Below are 24,081 nucleotides of genomic sequence, written 5' to 3' on the forward strand. Positions count from 1 at the left end.
ATGTCTGATAACACAATTCTTGATGTAAAAAAACTCAGCACACATTTTTTCACAGAAAATGGTGTTGTTAAAGCAGTTAATGATGTAAGTTTTAGTGTTTCTGAAGGGCAAACAGTTTGTATTGTTGGAGAATCAGGCTGTGGAAAAAGCGTAACTGCTATGTCAATTATGAGGTTAATCGAAGACCCACCAGGTAAAATTGTCGATGGTGAGATCTTGTTTCAGGACAAAGATCTAATTCACGCATCAAAGAAAGATCTGAGAAGACTTAGAGGAAATGATATTTCGATGATTTTTCAGGAGCCAATGTCTTCCTTAAATCCCGTTTTAACGATTGGTGAACAAATTACAGAGCCATTGTTTGAACATCGATTACTAACAAAAAAGCAAGCAAAGCAAGAAGCAATTAAATTGATTGAGCTTGTTGGCATCGGACGCAGTAATGAGATCTTCCATTCCTATCCGCATCAATTAAGCGGAGGAATGCTGCAGCGAATTATGATTGCAATCGCTCTAAGTTGTGATCCACTGCTTCTCATTGCAGATGAGCCGACAACTGCACTTGATGTAACAATTCAGGCGCAAATTTTAGAGTTACTAAAAGAAATTAAAGAAGAACGCAATATGTCGATGCTCCTTATCACCCACGATTTAGGAGTTGTTGCAGAAGTTGCCGATTACGTCGTCGTCATGTATGCAGGTAAAGTAATTGAGCAAGGTTCTGTTTTGGATATTTTCAAAGACCCGAAACACCCTTACACACAGGGCCTACTGCAATCAAAGCCTGTTTTAAACCAACGGAAAAAGCGTCTATACTCCATTCCTGGTCAAGTACCTAATTTAATTGATTTAAAGCCGTCCTGTTACTTTTACGACCGATGTGAACACCGAATGAGCATATGTGGCGGTAGTATACCGGAGAAAATGGAAGTAGATGATAATCATCAAGTTGCCTGCTGGCTATATGAGAAAGAAGAGGTGAGAACGTGATGGATCAAAAAGAACCTTTAGTCGAAGTAAAAAACTTAAAGAAACACTATAAAGATTCATCCCGATCTCTTTTCAAACGAAATCAATCCGTTGTTAAAGCAGTCGATAATGTCAGCTTTACAATAGAAGAAGGGGAAACATTCGGCCTTGTTGGCGAGTCTGGAAGTGGAAAAAGCACAATAGGAAGAAGTATATTACGATTAACGGATATAACGGATGGAGAAATACTTTATAAAGGAAAGAGCGTTCATCAGCTATCCAAACAAGAATTGCGCGAACATCGGAAAAGCTTCCAATTTGTTTTTCAAGACCCTTTTAGCTCTCTAAATCCTCGTATCCGGATAGGCGATGCAATTGGAGAAGCCTTACTAGATCATGGCTTAGCCACGAAAAAGGAAATCCGTGAGAAAGTATTAGAAGTATTGAACCTTTGCGGACTTGCTCCTTATCATATCGACCGTTTTCCCCATGAATTCAGTGGAGGACAACGCCAGCGGATTGGGATCGCCCGGGCAATTATTATGGATCCAGAATTCATTGTAGCTGATGAACCAGTGTCTGGATTAGACGTGTCGATTCAGGCACAGATCATTAATTTATTTAGTGATCTCCAGGAAAAGAAACAATTAACCTACCTCTTTATTTCTCATGATTTGAGTGTTGTAGAACATATCGCAACAAGAGTTGGTGTACTTTACCTCGGCACACTGATGGAGTTAGGTTCACGAGACGAAATATATGAAAATCCTTTACATCCTTATACGAAGTCATTACTTTCCGCTATTCCAATTCCTGACCCAACAGTGAAACGTGAGCGGATTGTTTTACAAGGTGATGTGCCGAATCCAGCCAACCCACCAACGGGTTGTAAATTCCATACCCGTTGCCCATTTGCAAGGGAGAAATGTAAAACAATCGTTCCTGAGTTTAAAGAAGTCGAGGCAAATCATTTCGTTGCTTGTCATCTAGTATAAGCTAGTATAAGACACTCTGATTGCTATTAATTGCTATTCAAGAATAAGGAGCAATTAGGGTGTCTTTTCCCATAACGATGCAAACTCCCCTCATAGATTAGCTTTAACTATGTTAGCCTTTCCAAATCGTGCGGCTTGATGAATGCTAACGATTTATTTAACTCCACACTTTCACTCTGCTGCAGGACAACAGCAACAAACTGGGAACAGTAAAAGGCATTCTCTCTATTTAATGGAATATTAAATAGAATTACAATCAAGCCTAACCTATTATAACGGTAGTCCTCCTTCCGATTGTCTAGCGTATGGATAGACTTCCGCATGCTCTCATAAGCATGCTCACTTACGTTTAAACGGTAAATAACACGAGTTGCTTCTTTTATAAGTTGATCTAAATATTTCATGAAAAGTTTTCCTTGAAATTATGCCTTGTAGGGACTTTATTAGACACAATCGGCCGTAATTCGGGATAGATGTCTATTAGAAGAGCTCTATTAGACACTTCAGCTCTGAATCCTTGTAAAATGTCTCATAGAAGGATTCTAACGGGCAAAATGAGCAACATAACTTGCTAATAGATGGATTAGCTCCCATACAGATGTGAAAAACCTAAGTTTAACCTATAATAGAATAATATTTTGGTTGTCCTTCCTAATAGACTGGCAACTAATCCTTTTTCTATCTACGCTTCACATAGTGCGTTGAATATAAATAAGCATCCTCCGATTTAGAATAAGGCAATAACGTTTTTCTAGATTTCCCCCATGATTTGTAAATAGTTAAAGAAGTTTTTAAATTTTGTTTGCTAGCAAACTTCTGCAAGCATTTTAATGTATGATTTAACTTTTCTGTGGTATCCGACATAACACGTTCTAAATAAGCTATTCTATTAAAGCGTCAATCTTCCACATTCTTTTAGGTTAGTCTATTCATTTTAACCAATAATCCAATTGGAATAACAAAACCTTTTTCTTTTAATAATTCTGAAGCATGACAATAAACATTGGCTTTTATCTTTTTCTTACTCATTTGACACGCTCTTTCTCTATGTTATCTTCTAGCTAAACTTATATTATCAAAATGAATACTTTTCATTCCATCAAAGAACGTATATTTATTGCGTAAAACATCGATAAGACTGTCATTATTGCGAGACAGTTCCTTTAAATAATACTTCGAAAAGTAAAGCCTACTTATAATTTCATCTTCATTTTGTGTAGCAGTTCCATGACCCGGTACAAGTACCCGGATCAAGTGATCTTCTAAAATCCGTTCAGCCGTTCTGATCGTCTCTACATAATCTTTATAACTGCTAAAAACAAATGGAAATTCTACATCAGATAAATAATCACCCGCAAGAAATATTCCATAAGGCTCGATCACTGTAAACAAACTATCCTTTGTGTGACCCGGCGCAAGATAAAATGTTAAAGTAACTTCTCCTAACTGTAATGTTTGCGCGTCTTGGGATACAATAATATCCGCTGATGGATAGATTGGTTTATAATTGCGCTTCAAATAATACTTTTGATCAAACGCTTCTATCTCCTGCAATACTTCCTCTTTATTTAGGTTATGATGAAGTGTCCGTGTAGCGATGACCTTTGCCTCTGGGAAGGCTCCTGCGCCGATGATATGGTCGAAATCGCTATGGGTATAAATAATATATAATTGCCGATCACCTATCATTTCATCAACATGATGTTTAATTGTTTCAATTTCTTTCGGAAGCCATGTCGGATCCGTCATAATTACTGCTTTTTTCGTTTGAATAATGGCCGTTGTCGTCATGTAGAGAGCACTTTGGAAAATAGTGATATGTTGGTTTTGGAATTGGATCATAGAATCCTCCTCAAAAGTATTAATGAAAAATAGCCCAAATGAAAAAACTCTCATTTGGGCACTCCCATTATTTCTTAAACTTTCCATTAAAAATAAAATTCTCTAGTGGCATGCGTTGGTTCGGTTGTTCACGCTCTTGTAAAGCTTTAGGCAGTTTTCCTTTCTCATCCTGATAGCCAATCGCGACGAGCGCTTCTATATTGTACTCATCCGGAATTTCAAGTATGTCCCGGGCTTTATCGAAGTCAAAGCCTGTCATCGGATGGGTAATCAGTCCTTTCTTATTCGCTTGAAGGGCTAAGAAAGCCCAAGCTGCTCCTGTATCAAATGAATGCGATCGGACCACATTCCCGTCCTTTTCTTTTTTAGAAACAATCATTGCTAATACCGGTGCCTTTGTACACCAAACTAAATTACCCTCATAAATGAAGGAATGGTACACTTCCCGCTCTTCAGCTGTCTTTGCAAGAATGAATCTCCAAGGCTGAAAATTGAATGCAGAAGGTGCCCAATGGGCAGCCTCAAATAAAGTTAACAATGTATCTTCTGGCACCTCTTTTTCCGAAAATGAGCGGGGCGACCAGCGTTCAAGAAACATCTCATCAATAGTATACTCGGACATTCTGTACTTCTTCGTTTCAGTCATAACCATTATGTATTTCCTCCTTCCCCCCTTATTATACAAATAGACCAAGCATTTTAGAAATCATTCGTCTCCTTACACGAAAGCTGTGACATATAATGGAAATCCCTCCCCTATTTCAATGCATAACATTCCCCAAAAAGCCCTACCCTAAGAATGTCGTCGAATATTAGAGGTAAAAGTAGAATGATTTAAAGGATTTAAGAGAAAATAGAAGAAATGAGCCAAAAAACGGGTATATACTTTATAAAATATATACTCTACATTCTAAATCAACGTAAATAAGAACACACAATGTTTGAGTTAATGATTTTATATGCGTATAGTTGTTAGGTAGATTATTTTTATGGATAAAAAGATACAGATGGGTATCGTATGCTTCGTATATCAACAAAAAATTAGACAAAGAGGTGAAAGAATGCCGATTATTGAAGTTAAAGACTTAACGAAAGTGTTTGGAAGAAACACGAAACAAGCATTAAAACTTCTAGACGACGGCCGCACAAAAGAAGAAATTTTAAAAGAAACAGGTGCAACGGTCGGAGTGAATCGCGCAAGTTTCTCTGTAGATGAGGGAGAAATATTTGTTATTATGGGACTTTCAGGAAGTGGTAAATCAACACTTGTCCGATTGATCAACCGCCTGATTGAACCAACACAAGGAAATATTTATATTGAAGGGGAAGACCTTTCAAAAATGGATAAAAACCAGCTAAGGGAAGTTCGCCGCGAAAAATTAAGTATGGTCTTCCAGAAATTCGGACTATTTCCGCATCGAACTGTATTGGAGAACGCTGCTTTCGGCTTAGAAATTCAAAAAGTCGATAAAGAAGAAAGGGAAAGACGAGCTACAACCGCACTTGAAATGGTGGGACTTGGCGGATACTTGGAACAAAAGCCAGGCCAGCTTTCCGGCGGGATGCAGCAACGTGTTGGTCTTGCACGGGCTCTCACGAATGATCCAAAGGTACTTCTAATGGACGAAGCTTTCTCAGCACTTGATCCCCTTATCCGTAAAGAGATGCAAGATGAACTTATCCAATTACAATCTAAAATGAAAAAGACAATTCTATTTATTACACACGATTTAGATGAGGCGCTGCGCCTAGGTGACCGAATCGCATTAATGCGGGACGGGAACATCGTACAAATCGGTACACCGGAAGAAATTTTGGTTAACCCGGCAAATGATTATGTAGAGAAATTCGTTGAAGATGTTGATAAATCGAAAGTATTAACGGCCCACCATATCATGAAGCGTCCTGAAACCATTCAAATTGAACGACATGGTCCGCGGGTAGCCCTCGAACGAATGCGTGAAGAAGGTATTTCAAGCATCCTCGTGACAGATAGAAATCGTAACTTACAAGGTTATGTAACAGCAGATGACGCTTCAAAAGCGCGAAATGAAGATGTTAGAGATTTAAATGAAATTATTCGTACGGATATACCGAAAGTAGATAAAGATACACCTTTACAGGATATCTTCTCTATCATCTATGACTCCCAGACTCCTGTAGCTGTTGTCGAGGACGGGGAGCTATTAGGCATTATTGTGCGCGGTGCTGTCATTGCCGCACTTGCTGGAGAAGGAGAGGTGACAAATGGTGCTTAATGTTTCAAGTATCGTACCAAGAATTCCTGTGTCAGAAAGTGTTACCGATGCTGTTCGCTGGATAACAGATAAATTTTCTTTCTTGTTCAACCCAATTAAAGAACACTTCGGTAATCTCATGGAATTCATTTCTGAAACTGTATTGATGAATATTCCGCCGTTCGTACTTATCCTGATTGTTGCAGTTATTGCCTTTTTCATAACTGGGAAAAAATTCGGTCTTGCTGCTTTCTCTATTGTTGGACTTTGGTTTGTATATAACCAAGGCTACTGGGATCAGATGATGAATACAATCACGCTCGTCATCGTAGCGAGTCTACTTTCCATCATCATTGGAGTTCCGGTTGGAATTTTAATGTCGAAAAGTAAAATTGCTGAAACAATCATCACGCCAGTTCTTGACTTTATGCAGACAATGCCTGCCTTTGTTTATTTAATCCCTGCGGTAGCCTTCTTTGGAATCGGAATGGTGCCAGGTGTAATTGCTTCGTTAATTTTTGCAACACCACCTACCGTACGTTTTACAAACTTAGGTATCCGTCAAGTGTCTGCTGAACTAGTTGAAGCTGCGGATGCGTTCGGAAGTACTGGTTCACAAAAACTATTTAAAGTAGAGCTCCCAATGGCACGTCCAACCATCATGGCTGGCATTAACCAGACAGTAATGTTATCATTATCTATGGTGGTTATCGCATCAATGATAGGGGCACCTGGTCTTGGTAGAGAAGTACTATCTGCCTTACAGCGTTCACAAGTAGGTCCAGGATTCGTATCCGGTGTAGGAATCGTTATTCTGGCAATTGTCATCGACCGTATGACACAGAACTTAAGTAGAGAGAAAAAAGATTAAAATTAATGGTACCTTTTCTAAGGGAAAGTTTCCATAAATAGTATTAATTTTTATAAAGGAGAGTTGTATAATATGAAGTTCAATTGGAAACGTCTAGGCCTTGTATTTGGATTATCTACAGCATTATTTGCTGCAGGCTGTGGTGCTGGAGATGATGAATCAAGCACGGATGCAGGTGACGATGCAGCAGGTTCTTTAGAAGGTGAAGTTGAACTAACTTATGTAGAATGGGATACGGAAATCGCATCTACACACGTTATTGGTAAAGTCTTAGAAGACTTAGGATTTGATGTAACATTAACTCCACTTGACAATGCTGTTATGTGGGAAGCTGTTGCGAATGGTGAAGCAGACGGAATGGTTGCTGCTTGGTTACCTGGAACTCACGAAGCTCAATTTGAAAACTATGGTGATCAAGTAATTGATCTTGGTCCTAACCTAGAAGGTGCGAAAATTGGCTTAGTTGTTCCGAGCTATATGGAAGCTGACTCTATCGAAGACTTATCAGATGAAGCTAACCAAACCATCACTGGTATCGAGCCAGGTGCTGGAGTAGTTGCTGCTTCTGAACGTGCTGTAGAAGAATATGATAACTTGGATGGCTGGGAAGTTCAAACTTCTTCAAGTGGTGCCATGACTACGGAGTTAAGAACCGCTTATGAAAATGAAGAAGATGTTATTGTAACTGGTTGGTCTCCACACTGGAAATTCCAAGCATTCGATCTGAAATATCTAGAGGATCCACAGGGTGTTTTCGGTGATGCTGAAACAATCAACACAATGGTACGTGAAGGTCTAGAAGAAGATCTTCCAGAAGTCTATCAAGTTCTTGATAACTTCTACTGGACTACAGATGATATGGAAGAAGTCATGCTTGAAATCTCGGAAGGTACAAGCCCTGTAGAGGCTGCTGCAGCTTGGGTTGAAGAGAACCAAGATAAAGTAAACGAATGGACAGAAGATATTGAATAGGTAAGAGAACAAAGGCGCAAGCGCCCGTTTAGCAACGTACAAACTGGAGCACTCTGGAATGAGATAAAGGAAACACGGCGACGTAAGGAGCCGATGTTGACTTATTGATTGGAGGAGTGTGAGGTTTGTCAGTTGCTGGGCGCTGGAGCCGGACGTGGCTATCGCTTGGAACTCAAGTTATCCACAACATTTTTGCTTTATAGTTTCCTATGTAATAGAAAAAGGGACTGGTATAATTATTACCGGTCCTTTTTTGTTGAAAAAATAGATTGATTTTACTATAGAACACTAGTTCTGTTTGTGATATACTTGCGTTACCCCCAAGTGGAAAGGGGGTGGACCTATGGAGGTATTGGCAATAATAGTAGCTTTCCTTGCACTAGTAACCGCAGTGGTTAATCTCACATCCGCTCTACTAAACGCAAGAAAAAAGAAAGACCATCGCTCGGGCAAGCGATAGTCAGCTATTATGGGCAAGGGGATCAATCCCCTTGCCTCCTCCATATTCTATTTTAAATATAACCGATTTATGCATGAATAGCAACAATTAGAAGCTCCATCAAACACATTAATACGAACGTGGCAGTCCTAACACATGTTGACCGAGATATGCTAAAATCATATTGTTATGGACTGGAGCAATTTGATACATTCTTGTTTCCCTGAATTTCCGCTCGACATCATACTCATCGACAAAACCATTCCCACCAAATGTATTCAAGCAGACATTCGCTGCTTCCCAGCTCGCTTCACTCGATAACAATTTCGCCATATTTGCCTCTTCTCCGCACTGCTTGTTATTATCAAACTTCTTCGCCGCTTCATACCGAAGAAGATCAGCAGCTTTAATCGCAGCATATGCTCTTGCAATTGGGAATTGAACCCCCTGATTCTCACCAATTTTACGATTGAATACTTCACGCTCCCTCGCGTACTCCACTGCTTTATCGATAAAGAAATAGCCATCTCCAATCGTTTCTGCTGCCAGTAGAATTCTTTCTGCATTCATCCCATCTAACACATATTTAAACCCTTTTCCTTCTACTCCAATTAGAGTATCATGCGGGATTTTCATATCTTTATACCAAACCTTGTTCGTTGCATAGTTGAACATGGTGCGTACCTGTTCGATGATGAGAGCATCCGGTTGATTTTTTCTAATATCACGTAAATCTACAAGAAAGAGACTGATCCCGTCTGATTTCTTCTTCACTTCCTCTAATGGTGTCGTGCGGGCAAGAACAAGTAGTAAATCCGATTGTTGAATGCGACTCGTCCAGTTCTTATGACCGTTCATGATGTAACCGTCTCCCGTTTTTTTAGCAAAAGTTTTTATCGCTGTTGTATTCGATCCAGCTTCCGGTTCAGTAATCGAGAACGCCTGTAATCGAATCTCCCCTTTTGCAATACCTGGAAGATACTTTTCCTTTTGCTCTTTACTCCCATGACGCAGGACTGATCCCATTGTATACATTTGGGCATGGCAAGCAGCTGCGTGACCACCTGCACGGTGAATCTCTTCTAAAATAATTGTTGCCTCTTGAAGACCGTAACCTTTCCCACCGTATTCTTCCGGAATTAAGACAGAGAGATACCCAGCCTTCGTCAGCGCATCAACGAACTCATAAGGATATTCCCGTGGTTCGTCGAGTTTTCTCCAATACGCATTCCCGAAAGACTCACATAATTCCCGTACATCTTTACGCAATTGTTCCCTTTCTTCCCCGCTTAATTGAATTGGCTTATGCAGCTCTTTTATTTCTGCCATTCTATTCGTCCCCTTTTTTAACCTTTTCTTGCTCAAGCACTTTGTTCAATAACGTATTTTCCTTTTTTGGTGCATCGTCACGTTTATAAATCATAAAGGTACGCTTGAATGTAATTACAATTTCTCCCCGCTGATTATAACCACTTGTTTTCACGTTAACGATTCCAACATTTGGTCGGGATTGGGATTCACGTTTACTTAGTACTTCAGAATACGAATAGATTGTATCTCCTTCAAATACAGGATTCGGCAGGCGGACTTCATCCCAGCCGAGATTAGCCATCGCATTTTGTGAAAGATCTGTTACAGACTGTCCCGTAACTAGTGCAATTGTAAAAGTCGAATCCACCAACGGTTTACCGAATTCTGTTTGCGCGGAATAATATTCATCAAAATGAATTGGATTCGTATTTTGCGTGAGAAGCGTCATATAAATGTTATCCGTTTGGGTGACGGTTCTCCCGAGTGGGTGCGGATAAATATCTCCGACTTCAAAGTCTTCATAAAATCTGCCATTCCAACCTTGTTTTACTGTCATGTTTTTCTCCTCCATCAACCTATATTTATTTGTGTAATTCCTCTTGTTTGATCCCTATTTCTTCTAGTATTTTCTCCGTATGTTCACCAAGTGCCGGGATTGGTTTCATCACCGCTTCCATCCCAGCAATCACAGCGGGAGGTTTCAACGCGTCAATCGTTCCATTCGGCGTCTCTACTTGTTCCCAGCGGTCTCTTGCTTTGAGTTGAGGATGTTCAAAGAAGTCTTTCATCGTATTCAAACGAGCATTTGCAACCTTTGCTTTCTCTAGTCTATCGATCACTTCGCTCGAGCCAAGCGCATCGAAAGCCCTTTCAATAATTTCTTTCAATTCTTCCCGATTCGCTGAACGATCCGAGTTCGTGCTAAATCTAGAATCTTTATTAAGTGTGGGATCCTTCACAACTAAATCACAGAAATGCTTCCACTCCCGCTCATTTTGTAAGCCGATGAATACCGTCTTCCCATCACCACAAACAAACGGACCATACGGATAAATTGTCGCATGACTTGCTCCAGAGCGTTTTGGCTCTTCTCCCCCATAAGCTGCATAGTAAGCGGGATAACCCATCCATTCACCTAACGCTTCGAGCATGGATACATCAATCACTGCACCTTCCCCTGTTTTCTCCCGGTTCAATAAGGCAGTTAAAATCCCAGTATAAGCGTACATTCCAGCGGCAATATCCGCAATGGAAATCCCGGCTTTTGAAGGGTTATCCTCACTGCCCGTAATCGAAACGAGTCCCGCTTCACATTGCACGAGCAAGTCGTAAGCTTTTTTCTGCTCGTACGTGCCGCCCTTTCCATAACCGGAAATACTGCAAACGATTAGTTTTGCATGTTTCTTCACTAATACTTCCGGAACGAATCCCATTCGTTCTAATGCACCCGGGGCTAGATTCTGAATGAGCACATCTGCTTTATCAAGCAAACGATCGAGCACTTCTTTTCCGTACTCAGACTTTAAATCAAGTTCAATCGATTCTTTGGAGCGATTCGTCCAGACAAAATGACTCGACATCCCATTTACCGTCGTGTCATAGTTCCTTGCAAAATCTCCTACTTCCGGACGCTCCACTTTAATTACCCTTGCCCCGAGATCAGCTAATTGCCTGCTCGCAAAAGGGGCTGCAATCGCTTGTTCAAGGGCTACTACCGTAATTCCTTCTAAAGGAAACATTATAATTCTCCTCCCATTCGTCTTATACTGTTCGCTTTGCATAAGCGAGTAATCTTCTTGCTCGTTCTGCAATGGGTACGTCAATCATCTTCCCGTCCAGTTGAATAGCTCCTTCCCCTTTATCTATCGATGCAGTGTATATTTCAACAATACGCTTTGCCTCATCAATCTCCTTTTGTGTTGGAGAAAAGATATGGTTTACGATGTCAATCTGTTTCGGATGGATAAGCAATTTTCCTTGAAATCCAGCCTGCTTACTTACGATAGTTGCTGCCTCGAGTCCCGCTTCATCATGGAAATCTGGATAAACCGCATCAACTGGTGCTGCTTTTTTAGCTGCCGCAGAAGCTACTACAAGTTTAGAGCGCGCATAGTTTAATGCGGTTTGCGCCGAATCTGCTTCAAGATTCAATTCAAGCATGTAATCTTCTGCTCCAAAACAAAGGCAAAGAATCCGCTCACTGGATCCTGCTATTTCTGAGACATTTTCTATTCCCTTCGCTGTCTCTATTAAAGGAAGAAGTACCAAAGTTCCCTTTTTAATCCCATGCTTCACTTCCAATTGCCCAAGTAAATAATCTGCAATTAAGACATCATCCCGGCTGTTCACTTTTGGCAACATAAGCCCGGTAAGTTCCGCAGAGACGATTCCATGTAAATCGTCTACAAAGTAATTTGTGTCTAGTCCATTTACGCGCACGATATTTACCTGATGATTTGCTTTTGTCATTGTTTCTTTTACTTTTAATCTTGCTAGCTGTTTATCTTCATCTGGTACGGCATCTTCTAAATCATATATAATGACGTCCGCTTCCAAATCAATCGCTTTTCTCAAGTGCTTATCCCGATTTCCCGGAATAAATAGCCATGACCGGTACATATAATCAACTCCTTTTCCCCACTAAAGTATACGTTTACATTAAATTTATTGGATAATGGATATTGGATACAATTTATTTTAAAGGAAGTTCACATGTTTGTAAAGAGTTTTCTAAATAATTATGTAAAGAGTGCAAAAAAATAACTATCAGTTCACTTGCAAGTGGACTGATAGTCTACGCCTGTTTCTCATCCAAATATTTAACGAGTTCCATTCCTGTTCGGTGGATATGTTCTACAAGATATTCCGCAGCACCTTCAGTATCATTTTCTAAAATAGCCTGTACAATTTTTTCATGCTCTTTATTGGATTTCTCCATTTGGCCAGGGATAACTAATGGTGTATCTTGAGCAAGCCCTCGTGAGATGGTATTAATGAAGCCTAGCAATCGTGGACTCTCGCAGCTACTCGTTAACAAATTATGGAATTCCTTATTCAGCTCGATATATTCTTCGGTCGTCGCTCCTATCATGGAATCATGATACTGCTTAATGAGTTTCCGATCTTCTTCTGTAAAATACTGCATGCTCTTTTTTAATGCCATAGATTCCAGCACGGAGCGAAGTTCATAGATTTCTTCTACATCTTCTTTTTCCAATACCCGTACGACTGCTCCTTTATGTGGTTCCATCGTGACTAGTCCTTCTATTTCCAATGTGCGTAGCGCTTCTCTAATCGGCATCCTGCTTACACCAATCATTTCTGCGAGCTCTGTTTGCACAAGCCGCTCTCCTGGTTCAAAGTCACCTCTTAATATAGCACTCCTTAAAATACTACAAACCTGGTTATGTAACATTTCTCTATTACCAATTTGCAGATTCTTATGTTTAGACATTCTAACGTCCCCTTTACGCGAGCATCATTTATCTAAATTGTATCGCAGGACGGAAGGAAAATGAAGTAAAAAGTTGAAAGCAGGCGTTTTTACTGCGCCCGCTTCCGACTCTTGTCAACCTTACCTCTTTTTCTACACAATATAAAAACCGGCAATTTCCATATTCTCATTTATGGTCACTTGGAATGTCGCATCTGCATCATTAAAGACTCCTTTAATTAATATTACTTCGTAGCCATCGCCAGATTCGGTCTGGTCATACTCAGAAGCAATGAATTCTCCGAGTTGCTCTTCCAGGCTCCCCCATAATTCTTGGAGCTCTTCCGCTCCTATTTGTTCAGCCATTGTGTCATCAAAGTTTTCCGTTGCTTCTGCGTACTGCCCTTCACTCAACTGGACAATGAATTCCTCTGCTACGGCAACTGTCTCATCAGTTGTAGCATTTGCACTCTCATCCGTCACCTGTTCCTCTGGTTGCACCGTGTCTTCGTCTACCGGCCCCTCTGCTTCTTCCCCTCTGCTGCAACCTGCTAAGAACAAAATTGCTACGATAGATAAAAACATTACTGTCCGAAATCTTTTCATCAATTCTAGTCCACTCCTTAAATTAATGTGATTGCTTAAATATCCATTCGCCGATATCTTGGATCACTTCTTCATCCACTTGATTTGGGATCTCATATTCAGCAAGGGTTCCCTTTCCAGCTCCTTCGTATGCTATGAAAAAATGATTCAACCCTGGATAACTGATGAACGTCACACCCTCGTGTTTTTCCAAAATTTCTTGCCAACGTTTATAGTCCTTATCATAGAAAACTTGGAAATCGTCTTCACCTTGTAAAATGAGTAGCGGCTTCTCCTGATCTTCAACAAGTTCGGGAATATTATATTCAGCCATTTCTTTTAAATAATAGCCATCGATACCAAACAATGTTAGCTCTTTCGCTTCCTCATCCGTCATCGTTTGCAGCCTTTTTGCCTTCTCATACTCTTCTTCCACGAAGATTCGTTGTTCTTCCTGTTCCTTTTCATCTGCTATAATGTCTTCTATCAAGTTGCGATTCTGATCATAAATAATCTCCCATAAAGGCCGAGGTGACCCAGCAAGAATGATGAGGCCAGAAAAATCCCCACCTTCTGCATCGATGCGAGGGGCAAGCATCCCACCTAGACTGTGGCCAGCCAAGAAAACATGCTGTTCATCAATACGTGAATCGGTTTTAATTAATTCAGCAGCTCGAATCGCATCCTCCACCGTCTCTTCATACACCGTTAGATTGTCTAACCCCTCTGCCATCTCGTTGCCATAAGTAAAGGTGCGCTTATCATACCGAATAACAGCGATTCCCTGCTCAGCAAGTCCCCAAGCAATGTCACGGAACGGTTTATAGGCAAAAGCTGATTCATCCCTGTCTGACGGTCCTGATCCATGAACAAGTACGACAGCCGGAAGTTCCTCTTTTCCATCTTTAGGTAAGGTGAGCAAGCCGCCAAGTTCATATTCCGTACCTTCACCAATAATAATTTCTTCTTCCATAATCGAACCCGGTAATTTTTCCGTTATAAATCCATCTGATAAACTCAATCCTACTAAACGCATCCCTTCATTAAAAATCAGGCGGATATCAAATGTGGCCGCTGTATACTCAAGACTCGCTTCCACAACATCCAGATTTTCCGTGCGCCGCTCAGCTTGTAGAGCGCTCACTTCAACAAAATCTCCATCTGTTACCTTTTCTTCCCAATCACTAGAAAGTTCAGCGACCGACAGGGATTCTTGTAATTCACTAGAAAACCATGCTTCATATAGTTTGTCATACTCCCTTCCTTGTAATAAACCTATCACTTCTTCCCCAGCTTCTTCAACTGTGAGGGTGGTCTGATTATCCTTTGTACAACCTGTTAATAAAACTAGGAAAACCAAGCAGCCCAACATCAGCCAATTTATACGCATGGACGTTACCTCCATTATGTATGTTTTTTCACTTGTATTACGGAGCAATTAGTAAAAAGTTTCACTTCTCATTCACTAACAACAACCTATTTGTTCAATAATTCACTTACTTAAGTTACATAAGTTCCGTTAGTTATATAATATTTTCATTCATCGACTTCTGTAATACACTTTAATTGCAAGGAGAACAAGTAATTTATTCGTGTAATCATATGTGAAATTAATCACAATTAATTTTATTTTTTACACTATATTGTGAATCATTGAGCATAAAATAAGGAGGAATTTTTTATGGAAGTACTAGAAATTATGAAAACAACATTAACGGATATGAACATCGTCAGTGCGATTACATCTACAATCTTCATTATATTACTCGGCTTCTTCTGCCGGAAGAAAGGTATATTCAATGATCAGGTCGGTAAGCTGCTTTCCAAAGTAGTATTAACCGTTGCGCTCCCTGCACTTGCATTCAATTCATTCATGCAGGATATAAACAGGGAATCCCTTGCAGAAGGAATGAACATCCTCATCTGGGGACTCGTCATTTACATCATTCTCATTTTTGCAACGAAGCCAATGTATATGAAGTTTAAGGAAGACAAAGAAACAACTTTACGTGTTCTCACCATTTTCGGCTCAACAACATTTTTCGGAATCCCGATTGTTGGGGCAATCTACGGAGCAGAGGGTGTATTGTACGCATCCATTTTCAATATCGGTTACCGGATCTTCCTTTACTCTTACGCCTACATCAAGATGAGCGGATTGAAAATGGAAATGAAAAATATTAAAGAAATGTTCCTTAATCCCATTGTCATTGCAACATTTGCTGGTTTATTCATCTGGATTACGCAAGGCTCCCTCCCTCAAGTCGTTCATGCAGCAACAGAAGGAGCAGCGTCACAAGCAGCATTTTTACGACTGGATCAGACAGCAATCTGGCTCCATAAGCCAATTTCATTCCTGGCCGGCTTAGCTTCACCGCTTGCCTGGCTATCGATTGGCGCAACACTAGGTTCGGTTAAATTCAACACAGCTCTAACAGACCGGACATCTTGGATATACAGTATCAATAAAGTTATTCTCGTACCATTAATCAATATCGTGTTACTCGCGATTCTACAGATGACAGGCATTCTGTCTATGAGTGCAGTCTGTGTCGGAGTTGTTGTCATCATGATGGCAACACCAACAGCAACTGTCGCAACGGCTTATGCAATCAGCTTTGATAAAGACGCAGTGTTGGCATCCAATGCTTCCCTGCTGTCGACCATCACCGCCGTTGTTATGATTCCCGTATGGATCATCGTTCTTAACTTAATTAGTTCATTCAATTTGTTTGGTTGATGTAAGGAAAGCAGATTTATCTAAAAAAATCATGATAAAGGAGAAATGCAATATGGCTATCAAAGTGGTTTGCTACGGAGTTAGAGAAAACGAGGTTGCTTATTTCCATAAATTAAATAAATATAACTTTGAACTAACATTAATTGAAGATTTACTTACCCATGACAATATTGAAACGACGCGAGGAATGGATGCAGTTCTCCTGCGCGGAAATTGTATCGCCGATAGAAAAAATATTGCCATGATGAATGAATATGGTGTGAAATACTTGTTCACCCGAACAGTAGGCTTTAACCATATCGATCTACAAGCAGCAGCAGATTATGAACTTGATGTTGCAAGAGTCCCTTCGTATTCTCCAAATGCAATTGCCGAACTTGCACTGACCCTTGCGATGTCCCTGTTAAGACATACAGCATACACGACAAACCGGACAGCAGACGGTAACTTCATGGTAAACAGTGTCATGTTCAGTAAAGAAATCAGAAATTGTAAAGTTGGAATCATCGGTACAGGTAAAATCGGTCTCACAGAAGCAAAGTTATTCAAAGGGCTCGGAGCAGAAGTACTCGGCTATGACATCTATCAGAGCGAGGAAGCAAAGGAAGTCGTCACATTCAAAGAAATGGATGAATTGCTCCAAGAAAGTGATATCGTAAGTATCCATGTCCCTTATTTTCCTGGTAAAAATGATAAGATGATCAATGACGCATTTATTTCAAAAATGAAAGACGGTGCAATTCTCATTAATACAGCCCGCGGGGAACTCCAGGATAACGAGGCCATCCTCCGTGCAATTCAAAGCAATAAGCTCGAAGGATTCGGCACAGACGTCCTTCCAGGCGAGGAAAGGATTTTCTTCAAAAACTTTAACGGAGAAAAAGAAGCACTTGATGCGACGGTTCAAGAACTGATAAATTTATATCCGCGAGTTCTCATTACACCACATATCGGTTCCAATACAGATGAAGCACTATCTAACATGATTGAAACAAGCTTTGAAAACTTCAACGACATGCTTACAACCGGAAGAACAGAAAATGCGATTCCTTTGCCAGAGAAAAGCAGGCTTAGTTCTTAATAAGGTAAAAGGACTCAAAAATCCTATTATTCTAGAGACTTTGAGTCCTTTTATTGAAAATCCGCAATTAAATGCTCCTGATTTCCATGCACCTTATACATCGTAATCGGCCTGCCAATCGTCAAATACTTCAGTTCATCTTTCAAATATCCGATTTCATTTAAATGCTGCAAATACTTTCGAGTGGAAATCCTTGATAAACCAACTTCACTTGCGATATCTTCTGTTGAGAAGAAGTCATCGTGCTTAGCGATCTCCCGGAGGACTTTCCTTAGCGTAAGCTTCGATAAGCCTTTAGGCAAAGCCGGTTCAACCGCTTTACCTTTTTTTTGTGCTCCTTCATTGGAATTTTCACTCATCAAGAGTTTATCAAGTGTCTCCTGATCCGTCGTTTCCGAACTTGTTGTAAACCCATGATAAGCTTTAAACTTTTCAATCGCCTGTTCAAACCGTTCGAAGGTAAATGGTTTGATTAAAAAGTCAATGACACCGTATTCTAACGCTTTTTTAATTGTCGGCATATCATTTGCCGCCGTAATCATAATAATCGGGATAGAGACTTCCTCCTTGCGCACCTCAAGCAGAAAATCAATCCCTGTCTCCCCCGGCAAATAGACATCCAGCAAGATTAGGTCAGGGATTTCCTCTTTAAGCTCCTCCCATAATTTATCAATGCTGTCAACGGATGCAATGATTTCGAATTCAGGAAACCGCTCGATATACTGCTGATTGATCATTGCAACCATTGGATCATCCTCAACGATAACCACGTTTACCATCTGTCTCCTCCGCTCTATAAGGCAATTCTACCCGGAAAATACTCCCGGATTCTGTGCTTGACTGTACATCCACTATTCCGTCATAGTGATTTGCTATCGTCTGCACCGCATCAAGTCCATAACCGCGTGTTTCTCCCTTCGTAGAGAAACCCCGTTCAAAGATTTTCTCCAGATATTCATTCTCTATCCCGCTTCCAGTATCTTCGACTTCAATCATGATGACAGCCTCATCTGTATCAAATTTCAAGAATAGAGTTACATGCTTCTGTTCCGATTTACTTACCGCTTCCTTGGCATTATCGAGTAAAATGCCAATAGAAAGCAACAAATCATGAAGAATTTCGTCCATTTTTATATTTGGAAAATGAGAATATTCATCAATCGTAAGCTCAACGCCTTGCTCCCTAAGTTCACTTCGCTTCCCAAGCAAGAAACCTGCAATAGCCGGACTTTTTATCTTATCTGTCACAAATCCGATTTCCTCATGGTAATCCATATTCAAGACACGGATGAATTTCTCCACATCATCATATTTTTCAAGTTCAATTAGTCCAAGAATCGTGTGGAGCTGATTCATGAATTTATGATTCTGCGCCCTTAAAGAATCGATATATTGTGTTGTACCACTAAGTTCGCGAGCCAATTGTCTAAACTCGGATTGGTCCCTTAATGTCGCCACCGCTCCGTACGTTTCGCCATCTAAGTGGACCAATTTGACATTCGCAATAAGTTCTAGCTGATTCAGAACAAGCTGCTCGTTCACAAGCGGTTTCTCTTTCTCAAATACTTCTTCAAAAAGAATAGAAAATATCTCCTCGCCAAGAAAACCACTTTCCGTACTACTTATTTGAAGTCCAGCCTTATTCATTAAATCAATGAAGTTATTATTTTGCAAAAGGACTTCCCGATTGGGAGATACTGCTATAATTCCTTCACTTACGGAATCAGTGATCTGATCTCTTTCTTTCATTTTTAAAACTATTTCTTTCGGTTCCATTCCCCATAACAGCTTCTTTAATTGCCGAGCGAGATAAAATGCACCGATGAGACCGACAGCAAGCCCGAACAGCAACCCGGCATAAAGACTTTTATAAGCATTCGAAAGAGCTTGATTCACATTTTCCTGCACGAAACCAACACAGACAACACCTATTTGCTCTCCTGCCGCGTTCCAGATAGGCGTGAAGAATCTTGTCCCTTCTCCGAGTACACCCTCTTCTTGGGAATAATGCTCCGTCCCGTTCAAGGATCTTGCCGCATCTTCCAAATTGGAAAAAGGTTCACCAATCACCTCAGGTTGTGGATGGGATTTCCGAATAAGATCATCATCCAGTACAACGACAAAACTAATATCTGTTGCTTCCTCAACTTCTTTTGCATACAGTTGAATGGCGTCATTTAAAGCTTCATCGGTTACCCCTTCGATTACCCGGGGATCCTTAGCCACCATTCTGCCGATGTTTTTCAGTTTGGTATTTACCGATTCATGCTCCCGATTTTCAATCGCCTGGTGTAGGAATATAGCCGCAGCAACAAGAGATGCTAAGACAGAGAGTAATACGAGCAACGTCGTCATCTTCTTTAAGCTTAATTTGAAAAGCCATTTGTTTTCAAACACGGCGATTCTCCTTTTTCGTAGTCAGTCTCTGGATTTCTCGATTTTTTCTATATTTATCATACCATAATGCAAAAAGGATTAACCAGATAACCTGATTAATCCAAATGCACATGAGTAATAAAGTATACACTTTTCCGATAGGGAGAGAATCAATGGATGTAGGCGAATCCTAATAGCCCCAGCCAACATAGGATGTACCTACAATAATTAAAAGGATGAATAACACAACAATCAGGGCGAAACCTCCGCCATATCCACCTTTCACTTCACTCATGCCTAACACCTCCCATTTCTTGATACTATAACTATATGAATGAAAGTGAAATCGGTTATAGGTAAAAACCCAGGATTTAAAATATGGCGGATGAATGATGCTATTTATCTGCTGTGCTCCTTTACTAAGGTATTAGACATTAAAAAAATACTCCCCATATCGTAGCAGAGATTTTCATTATTTCTCCGTCTACCATATGGGGAGCATATCAACATTTCAGAGCTCTTATCTATTTATTTTTCTTCAACAGGCTTTTTCCATAAACCTAGTACGATTCCTGCAACAACCATCCCAATAATAAGGGACAGTAAAAAGAACCAAGGATTTTCTGCAAGTGGAGCAACGAATAATCCTCCATGCGGAGCAGGTATCGCACTATTCCAAACTTGAGTCAGTCCACCTGCAATTGCCGCACCTAAAACGGATGAACCAATTACACGCAATGGATCAGCAGCTGCGAAAGGAATTGCACCTTCTGTAATAAAGGAAATCCCCATTACATAGTTGGTCATTCCTGACTTCCGTTCCTGATCGGTAAATTTATTTTTAAAGAACGTTGAAGCGAGTGCAATCGCGAATGGTGGAACCATTCCGCCTGCCATAACAGCAGCCATCAAACTTCCGTCACCCGTATCGGTGAAGATCCCAATTGAAAAAGCATAGGCCGCTTTATTGAAAGGTCCACCCATATCAATGGCCATCATTCCACCGAGTAAAGCACCAAGCAGAACTGCATTTCCAGTACCAAGGTTTTGCAGAAAATCAAGCATTGCATTATTAACAATAGAGAAGATTGGCCCAATGATGAAATACATTAAAAGTCCTGTAATAAATAATCCGACAACAGGATAAAACAGAATTGTTTTTAACCCGTCGAGAGACTTAGGCAATCCTCGGAATGCCCTTTTCAGAAAGACAATTACGTAACCTGCGAGGAAACCGGCAACGAGTCCGCCAATAAATCCGGCATCACTTTGAACCGCCATTAATCCGCCGACAACCCCTGGCATTAAACCAGGCCGGTCTGCAATACTCATTGCGATAAATCCAGCAAAAATAGGGATGAGGAAGTCAAAGGCACTTCCACCAACTCCATTTAAGAATAGGAATATCTGACTCTCATCCCCAACAAAACGTTCAACTAAGAACGAGAGTGCCAATAAAATTCCACCACCAACAACAAATGGGAGCATGTGGGAAATGCCATTCATTAAATCCTTGTAGATTTTATTCCAGATAGATCCCGTTGCCGTTTTAGTAGTGTCATTTTCACTTTTTTCTCTTTCATTGGATGAGTGATAAATCGGGGCGTCCTTCTTAATTGCTTTTGTAATCAGTTCTTCTGCTTTACTAATTCCGTCACTGACAGGTCGGTCGAGAAGAGGTTTTCCGTGGAATCGATCCATTTCCACTTTTTTACTGGCAACGACGATAACCGCATCCGCTCGTTCGATTTCTTCATCCGTCAATTTATGCTTTGCACCGTCCGAACCGTTCGTCTCCACACGAATATTGACATTCATTTCAGCCGCTTTTTGTTTCAAAGCATCCTCTGCCATATACGTATGCGCGATTCCTGTCGGACAAGCCGTGACCGCTACCACGAAAGGTTTTTCTTCAGTTGCTTCTGTTTTTTCAGATTCCGTTGGTTCTTCTGGTGCTTTAGGTTCCTCCGCATCGGCTTCGGCAAAAAGGGCGTGAACTTCCTCTGGTGCAGTAACCTGCTTTAACTTTTCTACAAATTCCGGATCAATCAACTTCCGGGAAAGGGCCGCTAATGTTTGCAAATGTGTATCGTCCTCACCATCCGGTACTGCTATCATGAAAAATAGATAGGTTGGCTGACCATCCAACGCTTCAAATTCAACACCTGACTTGCTCTTCGCAAATAATACGGTCGGCTCTTTCACTGCCCCGTGCCGAGCATGAGGCATTGCAATCCCATCACCGAGACCAGTAGATGTTTGAGCTTCTCTTGCTAAAATAGCCTCTTTAAACGAAACAAAATCATTTACGACTCCATGCGCTTCTAGGCTTTTTATCATTTCGTCAATGACGGATTCTTTTTCCTGTGCCTGCAAATCCATAATCATAATATCTTTTCGCAGTAAATCGATAACTTGCATCTCTCTCACTCCTTTTAAAGTTTTGTTACTGTCGTTTGATTGATTAAAGCATTTATTTCATCCGCTTTCGCCAAATCATAAGAAAATGCTGTTGCACTTCCTGCAGCAAGTCCCATTTTAAAGGCTTGAACTATATCTTTCGTCTTTACGCATTCTCCAATGAAGCCTGCAACCATGGAATCCCCTGCTCCGACAGAATTTTTCAATTCACCCTTAGGACTGATTCCTTTGTAGACCGCATTTTCCGTAAACAAAAGTGCACCATCCGCGCCCATCGAAACAATGGCATGACGAGCACCTGCCTCGATTAATCTTTTCCCTGTTTCAATTATGTCCTGTTCTTCCGTCAACTTAACGGAATATAATTGCTCCAACTCTTGTAAATTCGGTTTAACGAGCAGCGGCCTGTAGGATAAAGATTTTTCTAAATCATCGCCAGTTGTATCGATTACAAATTGGGCTTCGATTTCTTGAATGATCCTTTCATAAAAATCAGCCGGCAAAGAGGGTGACTTGCTTCCCGATAAAATAACGATGTCATCAGAAGAAATCGCTTTAAGCTTTGCCATTAATTTTTCAGCTTCTTCAGACTGGATGACAGGCCCTTTTCCATTAATCTCCGTTTCTGGATTCGTTTTTAATTTGATATTAATCCGTGTATCGCTGGCAATTTTTGTAAAATCAGTGGCAATCCCGTCACGCTTAAGCCATTCCGCAATAAAATCACCTGTAAAACCACCTAAAAATCCAAGCGCCTTTGTGTCCATCTTTAATTCATGTAAAATACGCGACACATTAATTCCTTTCCCGCCAGGTAGCTTGAAGTCCCCATCCATATAATTCAATTCGCCAATATTCACTTGCTCCAATTGCACGATATAATCGATGGATGGATTCAACGTCACGGTATAGATCATTGTTCCGCCTCCAATATAGTTGTTTTTTCTTGATAAGTTTTTAATGAACGTTCTGTTTCGTTTGTAATAATCATTGCTTCTTCGATATCTCCGACCTTGGAAAATGTCACCTTCTCCCATTTTGAATCATCCGCTAACACATAAGCCATTGCAGATTGAGTGATAGCGTTTTTTTTGAGTGCAGCCTCATCCGGGTCTGGTGTCGTGTAGCCATATTCTGAATGTATTCCATTCGTGCCTAGAAAGGCTTTGTTGAATTGATAGCTTTTCAAGTCCCGTAAGCTGTCCGTTCCGATAATCGCCTTTGTAGAATATTTTACTCTGCCGCCAAGCAAGAATGTCTGTATTGCTTTATCCGCAAGCAGGGATGCATGAGCAACCCCATTCGTCACAACAGTAATATTTTTCGCTGTTAAAAAATCAATCATTGCTAGTGTAGTTGTACCCGCATCGATATAAATTACATCATTTTCCCTCACGAGGGAAGCAGCCAATTTGGCGATGTTTTGCTTTTCTTGAATGTTTTTGGATGATTTTTCGGAAACTGATAATTCTTCTTCCAACTGATATGTACTTCTTGCTCCTCCATGAATCCGTTTAAGAAGCCCTTTATTTTCCAACTCGCTTAAGTCTCTTCTAATCGTTGATTCTGAACATTGGAGTTTGTTCATTAACGTCTGAGACTTTACAATTTTGTTTTCTTTTAATTGATTCAGTATGAAAGCATGTCTCTCTTCCGTTAACATAACAACACCTCCATCAACCTTATAATACCACCAAAATCAGTCATAATCAATCACAAAAAGTCGTTCAATGTGTATGACAGAATGACTTTTTTACCGTTTATTATTCCAATTCTTTCATCTTAAGATGCACCATCTGCCAAAAAAAA

The 24,081-nt window shown here is 40.4% G+C and carries 23 protein-coding genes; 7 read left to right on the forward strand and 16 right to left on the reverse strand.

All coding sequences use genetic code 11. The annotated features are described in order from the left end of the window. Both LZD48_RS11360 and LZD48_RS11365 read left to right on the forward strand, forming a co-directional pair. Positions 1 to 990, forward strand: coding sequence for an ABC transporter ATP-binding protein (locus LZD48_RS11360; RefSeq protein WP_235762872.1), 990 nt, complete (start codon positions 1 to 3; stop codon positions 988 to 990). After that, complete coding sequence (locus LZD48_RS11365; RefSeq protein ID WP_235762968.1) at positions 990 to 1,964, forward strand: ABC transporter ATP-binding protein; 975 nt, start codon at positions 990 to 992, stop codon at positions 1,962 to 1,964. Before LZD48_RS11360 ends, LZD48_RS11365 begins: the two co-directional genes overlap by 1 nt. Before the next feature lie 107 nt (positions 1,965 to 2,071). On the opposite strand, the gene LZD48_RS11370 is transcribed toward LZD48_RS11365, so the two are convergent. From LZD48_RS11370 to LZD48_RS11380, 3 genes are all read right to left on the reverse strand, one after another. Then, positions 2,072 to 2,368 (reverse strand): hypothetical protein, encoded by a 297-nt coding sequence (locus LZD48_RS11370; RefSeq protein WP_235762873.1) that lies wholly within the window; start codon positions 2,366 to 2,368, stop codon positions 2,072 to 2,074. Positions 2,369 to 3,014: 646 nt separating this feature from the next. Next, positions 3,015 to 3,806 (reverse strand): MBL fold metallo-hydrolase, encoded by a 792-nt coding sequence (locus tag LZD48_RS11375; RefSeq protein ID WP_235762874.1) that lies wholly within the window; start codon positions 3,804 to 3,806, stop codon positions 3,015 to 3,017. Between the two features lie 67 nt (positions 3,807 to 3,873). After that, positions 3,874 to 4,452, reverse strand: coding sequence for a nitroreductase family protein (locus LZD48_RS11380; protein ID WP_438822763.1), 579 nt, complete (start codon positions 4,450 to 4,452; stop codon positions 3,874 to 3,876). A gap of 415 nt (positions 4,453 to 4,867) precedes the next feature. On the opposite strand from LZD48_RS11380, the gene LZD48_RS11385 reads away from it, so the two are divergent. The 3 genes from LZD48_RS11385 to LZD48_RS11395 all read left to right on the forward strand — a co-directional run bounded on the left by LZD48_RS11385 (position 4,868) and on the right by LZD48_RS11395 (position 7,886). After that, positions 4,868 to 6,064 (forward strand): quaternary amine ABC transporter ATP-binding protein, encoded by a 1,197-nt coding sequence (locus LZD48_RS11385; protein WP_235762876.1) that lies wholly within the window; start codon positions 4,868 to 4,870, stop codon positions 6,062 to 6,064. Beyond that, positions 6,054 to 6,914 carry an ABC transporter permease gene (locus LZD48_RS11390; protein WP_235762877.1) on the forward strand — a complete coding sequence of 287 codons (861 nt, stop codon included), beginning with the start codon at positions 6,054 to 6,056 and terminating at the stop codon, positions 6,912 to 6,914. The genes LZD48_RS11385 and LZD48_RS11390 overlap by 11 nt, the downstream gene beginning before the upstream one ends. Before the next feature lie 72 nt (positions 6,915 to 6,986). Further along, positions 6,987 to 7,886: a glycine betaine ABC transporter substrate-binding protein gene (locus tag LZD48_RS11395; RefSeq protein WP_235762878.1), complete on the forward strand. Its 900-nt coding sequence runs from the start codon at positions 6,987 to 6,989 to the stop codon at positions 7,884 to 7,886. A gap of 568 nt (positions 7,887 to 8,454) precedes the next feature. Here LZD48_RS11395 and LZD48_RS11400 read toward each other — a convergent pair. The 7 genes from LZD48_RS11400 to LZD48_RS11430 all read right to left on the reverse strand — a co-directional run bounded on the left by LZD48_RS11400 (position 8,455) and on the right by LZD48_RS11430 (position 15,044). Then, positions 8,455 to 9,654, reverse strand: coding sequence for an acyl-CoA dehydrogenase family protein (locus tag LZD48_RS11400; RefSeq protein WP_235762879.1), 1,200 nt, complete (start codon positions 9,652 to 9,654; stop codon positions 8,455 to 8,457). Position 9,655: 1 nt separating this feature from the next. Continuing rightward, positions 9,656 to 10,192 carry a MaoC family dehydratase gene (locus LZD48_RS11405; protein ID WP_235762880.1) on the reverse strand — a complete coding sequence of 179 codons (537 nt, stop codon included), beginning with the start codon at positions 10,190 to 10,192 and terminating at the stop codon, positions 9,656 to 9,658. Positions 10,193 to 10,217: 25 nt separating this feature from the next. After that, positions 10,218 to 11,375 (reverse strand): CaiB/BaiF CoA transferase family protein, encoded by a 1,158-nt coding sequence (locus LZD48_RS11410; RefSeq protein ID WP_235762881.1) that lies wholly within the window; start codon positions 11,373 to 11,375, stop codon positions 10,218 to 10,220. A gap of 22 nt (positions 11,376 to 11,397) precedes the next feature. Then, positions 11,398 to 12,255 carry an HpcH/HpaI aldolase/citrate lyase family protein gene (locus LZD48_RS11415; RefSeq protein ID WP_235762882.1) on the reverse strand — a complete coding sequence of 286 codons (858 nt, stop codon included), beginning with the start codon at positions 12,253 to 12,255 and terminating at the stop codon, positions 11,398 to 11,400. 175 nt (positions 12,256 to 12,430) lie between these two features. Beyond that, entirely contained in the window at positions 12,431 to 13,090 is a 660-nt protein-coding gene (locus tag LZD48_RS11420) for a GntR family transcriptional regulator (protein WP_235762883.1), read from the reverse strand. 132 nt (positions 13,091 to 13,222) lie between these two features. Continuing rightward, complete coding sequence (locus tag LZD48_RS11425) at positions 13,223 to 13,675, reverse strand: DUF3887 domain-containing protein (RefSeq protein ID WP_235762969.1); 453 nt, start codon at positions 13,673 to 13,675, stop codon at positions 13,223 to 13,225. Between the two features lie 22 nt (positions 13,676 to 13,697). After that, positions 13,698 to 15,044, reverse strand: coding sequence for an alpha/beta hydrolase (locus tag LZD48_RS11430; protein WP_235762884.1), 1,347 nt, complete (start codon positions 15,042 to 15,044; stop codon positions 13,698 to 13,700). 291 nt (positions 15,045 to 15,335) lie between these two features. Here LZD48_RS11430 and LZD48_RS11435 point away from each other — a divergent pair, with 291 nt between their 5' ends. Both LZD48_RS11435 and LZD48_RS11440 read left to right on the forward strand, forming a co-directional pair. Continuing rightward, positions 15,336 to 16,394 (forward strand): AEC family transporter, encoded by a 1,059-nt coding sequence (locus LZD48_RS11435; protein WP_235762885.1) that lies wholly within the window; start codon positions 15,336 to 15,338, stop codon positions 16,392 to 16,394. Positions 16,395 to 16,446: 52 nt separating this feature from the next. After that, positions 16,447 to 17,475, forward strand: coding sequence for a 2-hydroxyacid dehydrogenase (locus LZD48_RS11440; RefSeq protein WP_235762886.1), 1,029 nt, complete (start codon positions 16,447 to 16,449; stop codon positions 17,473 to 17,475). 50 nt (positions 17,476 to 17,525) lie between these two features. On the opposite strand, the gene LZD48_RS11445 is transcribed toward LZD48_RS11440, so the two are convergent. From LZD48_RS11445 to LZD48_RS11470, 6 genes are all read right to left on the reverse strand, one after another. Further along, positions 17,526 to 18,254: a response regulator gene (locus LZD48_RS11445; RefSeq protein ID WP_235762887.1), complete on the reverse strand. Its 729-nt coding sequence runs from the start codon at positions 18,252 to 18,254 to the stop codon at positions 17,526 to 17,528. After that, positions 18,232 to 19,872, reverse strand: a complete 1,641-nt coding sequence (locus tag LZD48_RS11450) for an ATP-binding protein (protein WP_235762888.1) — start codon at positions 19,870 to 19,872, stop codon at positions 18,232 to 18,234. The genes LZD48_RS11445 and LZD48_RS11450 overlap by 23 nt, the downstream gene beginning before the upstream one ends. Positions 19,873 to 20,041: 169 nt before the next feature. Continuing rightward, positions 20,042 to 20,146, reverse strand: coding sequence for a YjcZ family sporulation protein (locus LZD48_RS11455; RefSeq protein WP_235762889.1), 105 nt, complete (start codon positions 20,144 to 20,146; stop codon positions 20,042 to 20,044). 233 nt (positions 20,147 to 20,379) lie between these two features. After that, positions 20,380 to 22,272, reverse strand: a complete 1,893-nt coding sequence (locus LZD48_RS11460; RefSeq protein WP_235762890.1) for a PTS fructose transporter subunit IIABC — start codon at positions 22,270 to 22,272, stop codon at positions 20,380 to 20,382. A gap of 14 nt (positions 22,273 to 22,286) precedes the next feature. After that, positions 22,287 to 23,189, reverse strand: coding sequence for a 1-phosphofructokinase (gene pfkB, locus LZD48_RS11465; RefSeq protein WP_235762891.1), 903 nt, complete (start codon positions 23,187 to 23,189; stop codon positions 22,287 to 22,289). Beyond that, positions 23,186 to 23,935, reverse strand: a complete 750-nt coding sequence (locus tag LZD48_RS11470; RefSeq protein ID WP_235762892.1) for a DeoR/GlpR family DNA-binding transcription regulator — start codon at positions 23,933 to 23,935, stop codon at positions 23,186 to 23,188. The genes pfkB and LZD48_RS11470 overlap by 4 nt, the downstream gene beginning before the upstream one ends. Between the last annotated feature and the right edge of the window lie 146 nt (positions 23,936 to 24,081).

It is taken from the genome of Oceanobacillus alkalisoli (assembly GCF_021556485.1).
GTDB classification, from domain to species: Bacteria; Bacillota; Bacilli; order Bacillales; family Amphibacillaceae; genus Oceanobacillus; species Oceanobacillus alkalisoli.

Coding starts and splice junctions, on each gene's coding strand:
- LZD48_RS11360 (WP_235762872.1), top strand. CDS start 1: ATGTCTGATAACACAATTCTTGATGTAAAAAAACTCAGCACACATTTT.
- LZD48_RS11385 (WP_235762876.1), top strand. CDS start 4,868: ATGCCGATTATTGAAGTTAAAGACTTAACGAAAGTGTTTGGAAGAAAC.
- LZD48_RS11395 (WP_235762878.1), top strand. CDS start 6,987: ATGAAGTTCAATTGGAAACGTCTAGGCCTTGTATTTGGATTATCTACA.
- LZD48_RS11390 (WP_235762877.1), top strand. CDS start 6,054: ATGGTGCTTAATGTTTCAAGTATCGTACCAAGAATTCCTGTGTCAGAA.
- LZD48_RS11455 (WP_235762889.1), bottom strand. CDS start 20,146: ATGAGTGAAGTGAAAGGTGGATATGGCGGAGGTTTCGCCCTGATTGTT.
- LZD48_RS11425 (WP_235762969.1), bottom strand. CDS start 13,675: ATGAAAAGATTTCGGACAGTAATGTTTTTATCTATCGTAGCAATTTTG.
- LZD48_RS11470 (WP_235762892.1), bottom strand. CDS start 23,935: ATGTTAACGGAAGAGAGACATGCTTTCATACTGAATCAATTAAAAGAA.
- LZD48_RS11410 (WP_235762881.1), bottom strand. CDS start 11,375: ATGTTTCCTTTAGAAGGAATTACGGTAGTAGCCCTTGAACAAGCGATT.
- LZD48_RS11430 (WP_235762884.1), bottom strand. CDS start 15,044: ATGCGTATAAATTGGCTGATGTTGGGCTGCTTGGTTTTCCTAGTTTTA.
- LZD48_RS11435 (WP_235762885.1), top strand. CDS start 15,336: ATGGAAGTACTAGAAATTATGAAAACAACATTAACGGATATGAACATC.
- LZD48_RS11400 (WP_235762879.1), bottom strand. CDS start 9,654: ATGGCAGAAATAAAAGAGCTGCATAAGCCAATTCAATTAAGCGGGGAA.
- LZD48_RS11420 (WP_235762883.1), bottom strand. CDS start 13,090: ATGTCTAAACATAAGAATCTGCAAATTGGTAATAGAGAAATGTTACAT.
- LZD48_RS11365 (WP_235762968.1), top strand. CDS start 990: ATGGATCAAAAAGAACCTTTAGTCGAAGTAAAAAACTTAAAGAAACAC.
- LZD48_RS11405 (WP_235762880.1), bottom strand. CDS start 10,192: ATGACAGTAAAACAAGGTTGGAATGGCAGATTTTATGAAGACTTTGAA.
- pfkB (WP_235762891.1), bottom strand. CDS start 23,189: ATGATCTATACCGTGACGTTGAATCCATCCATCGATTATATCGTGCAA.
- LZD48_RS11445 (WP_235762887.1), bottom strand. CDS start 18,254: ATGGTAAACGTGGTTATCGTTGAGGATGATCCAATGGTTGCAATGATC.
- LZD48_RS11370 (WP_235762873.1), bottom strand. CDS start 2,368: ATGAAATATTTAGATCAACTTATAAAAGAAGCAACTCGTGTTATTTAC.
- LZD48_RS11415 (WP_235762882.1), bottom strand. CDS start 12,255: ATGTACCGGTCATGGCTATTTATTCCGGGAAATCGGGATAAGCACTTG.
- LZD48_RS11375 (WP_235762874.1), bottom strand. CDS start 3,806: ATGATCCAATTCCAAAACCAACATATCACTATTTTCCAAAGTGCTCTC.
- LZD48_RS11440 (WP_235762886.1), top strand. CDS start 16,447: ATGGCTATCAAAGTGGTTTGCTACGGAGTTAGAGAAAACGAGGTTGCT.
- LZD48_RS11460 (WP_235762890.1), bottom strand. CDS start 22,272: ATGCAAGTTATCGATTTACTGCGAAAAGATATTATGATTATGGATTTG.
- LZD48_RS11380 (WP_438822763.1), bottom strand. CDS start 4,452: ATGACTGAAACGAAGAAGTACAGAATGTCCGAGTATACTATTGATGAG.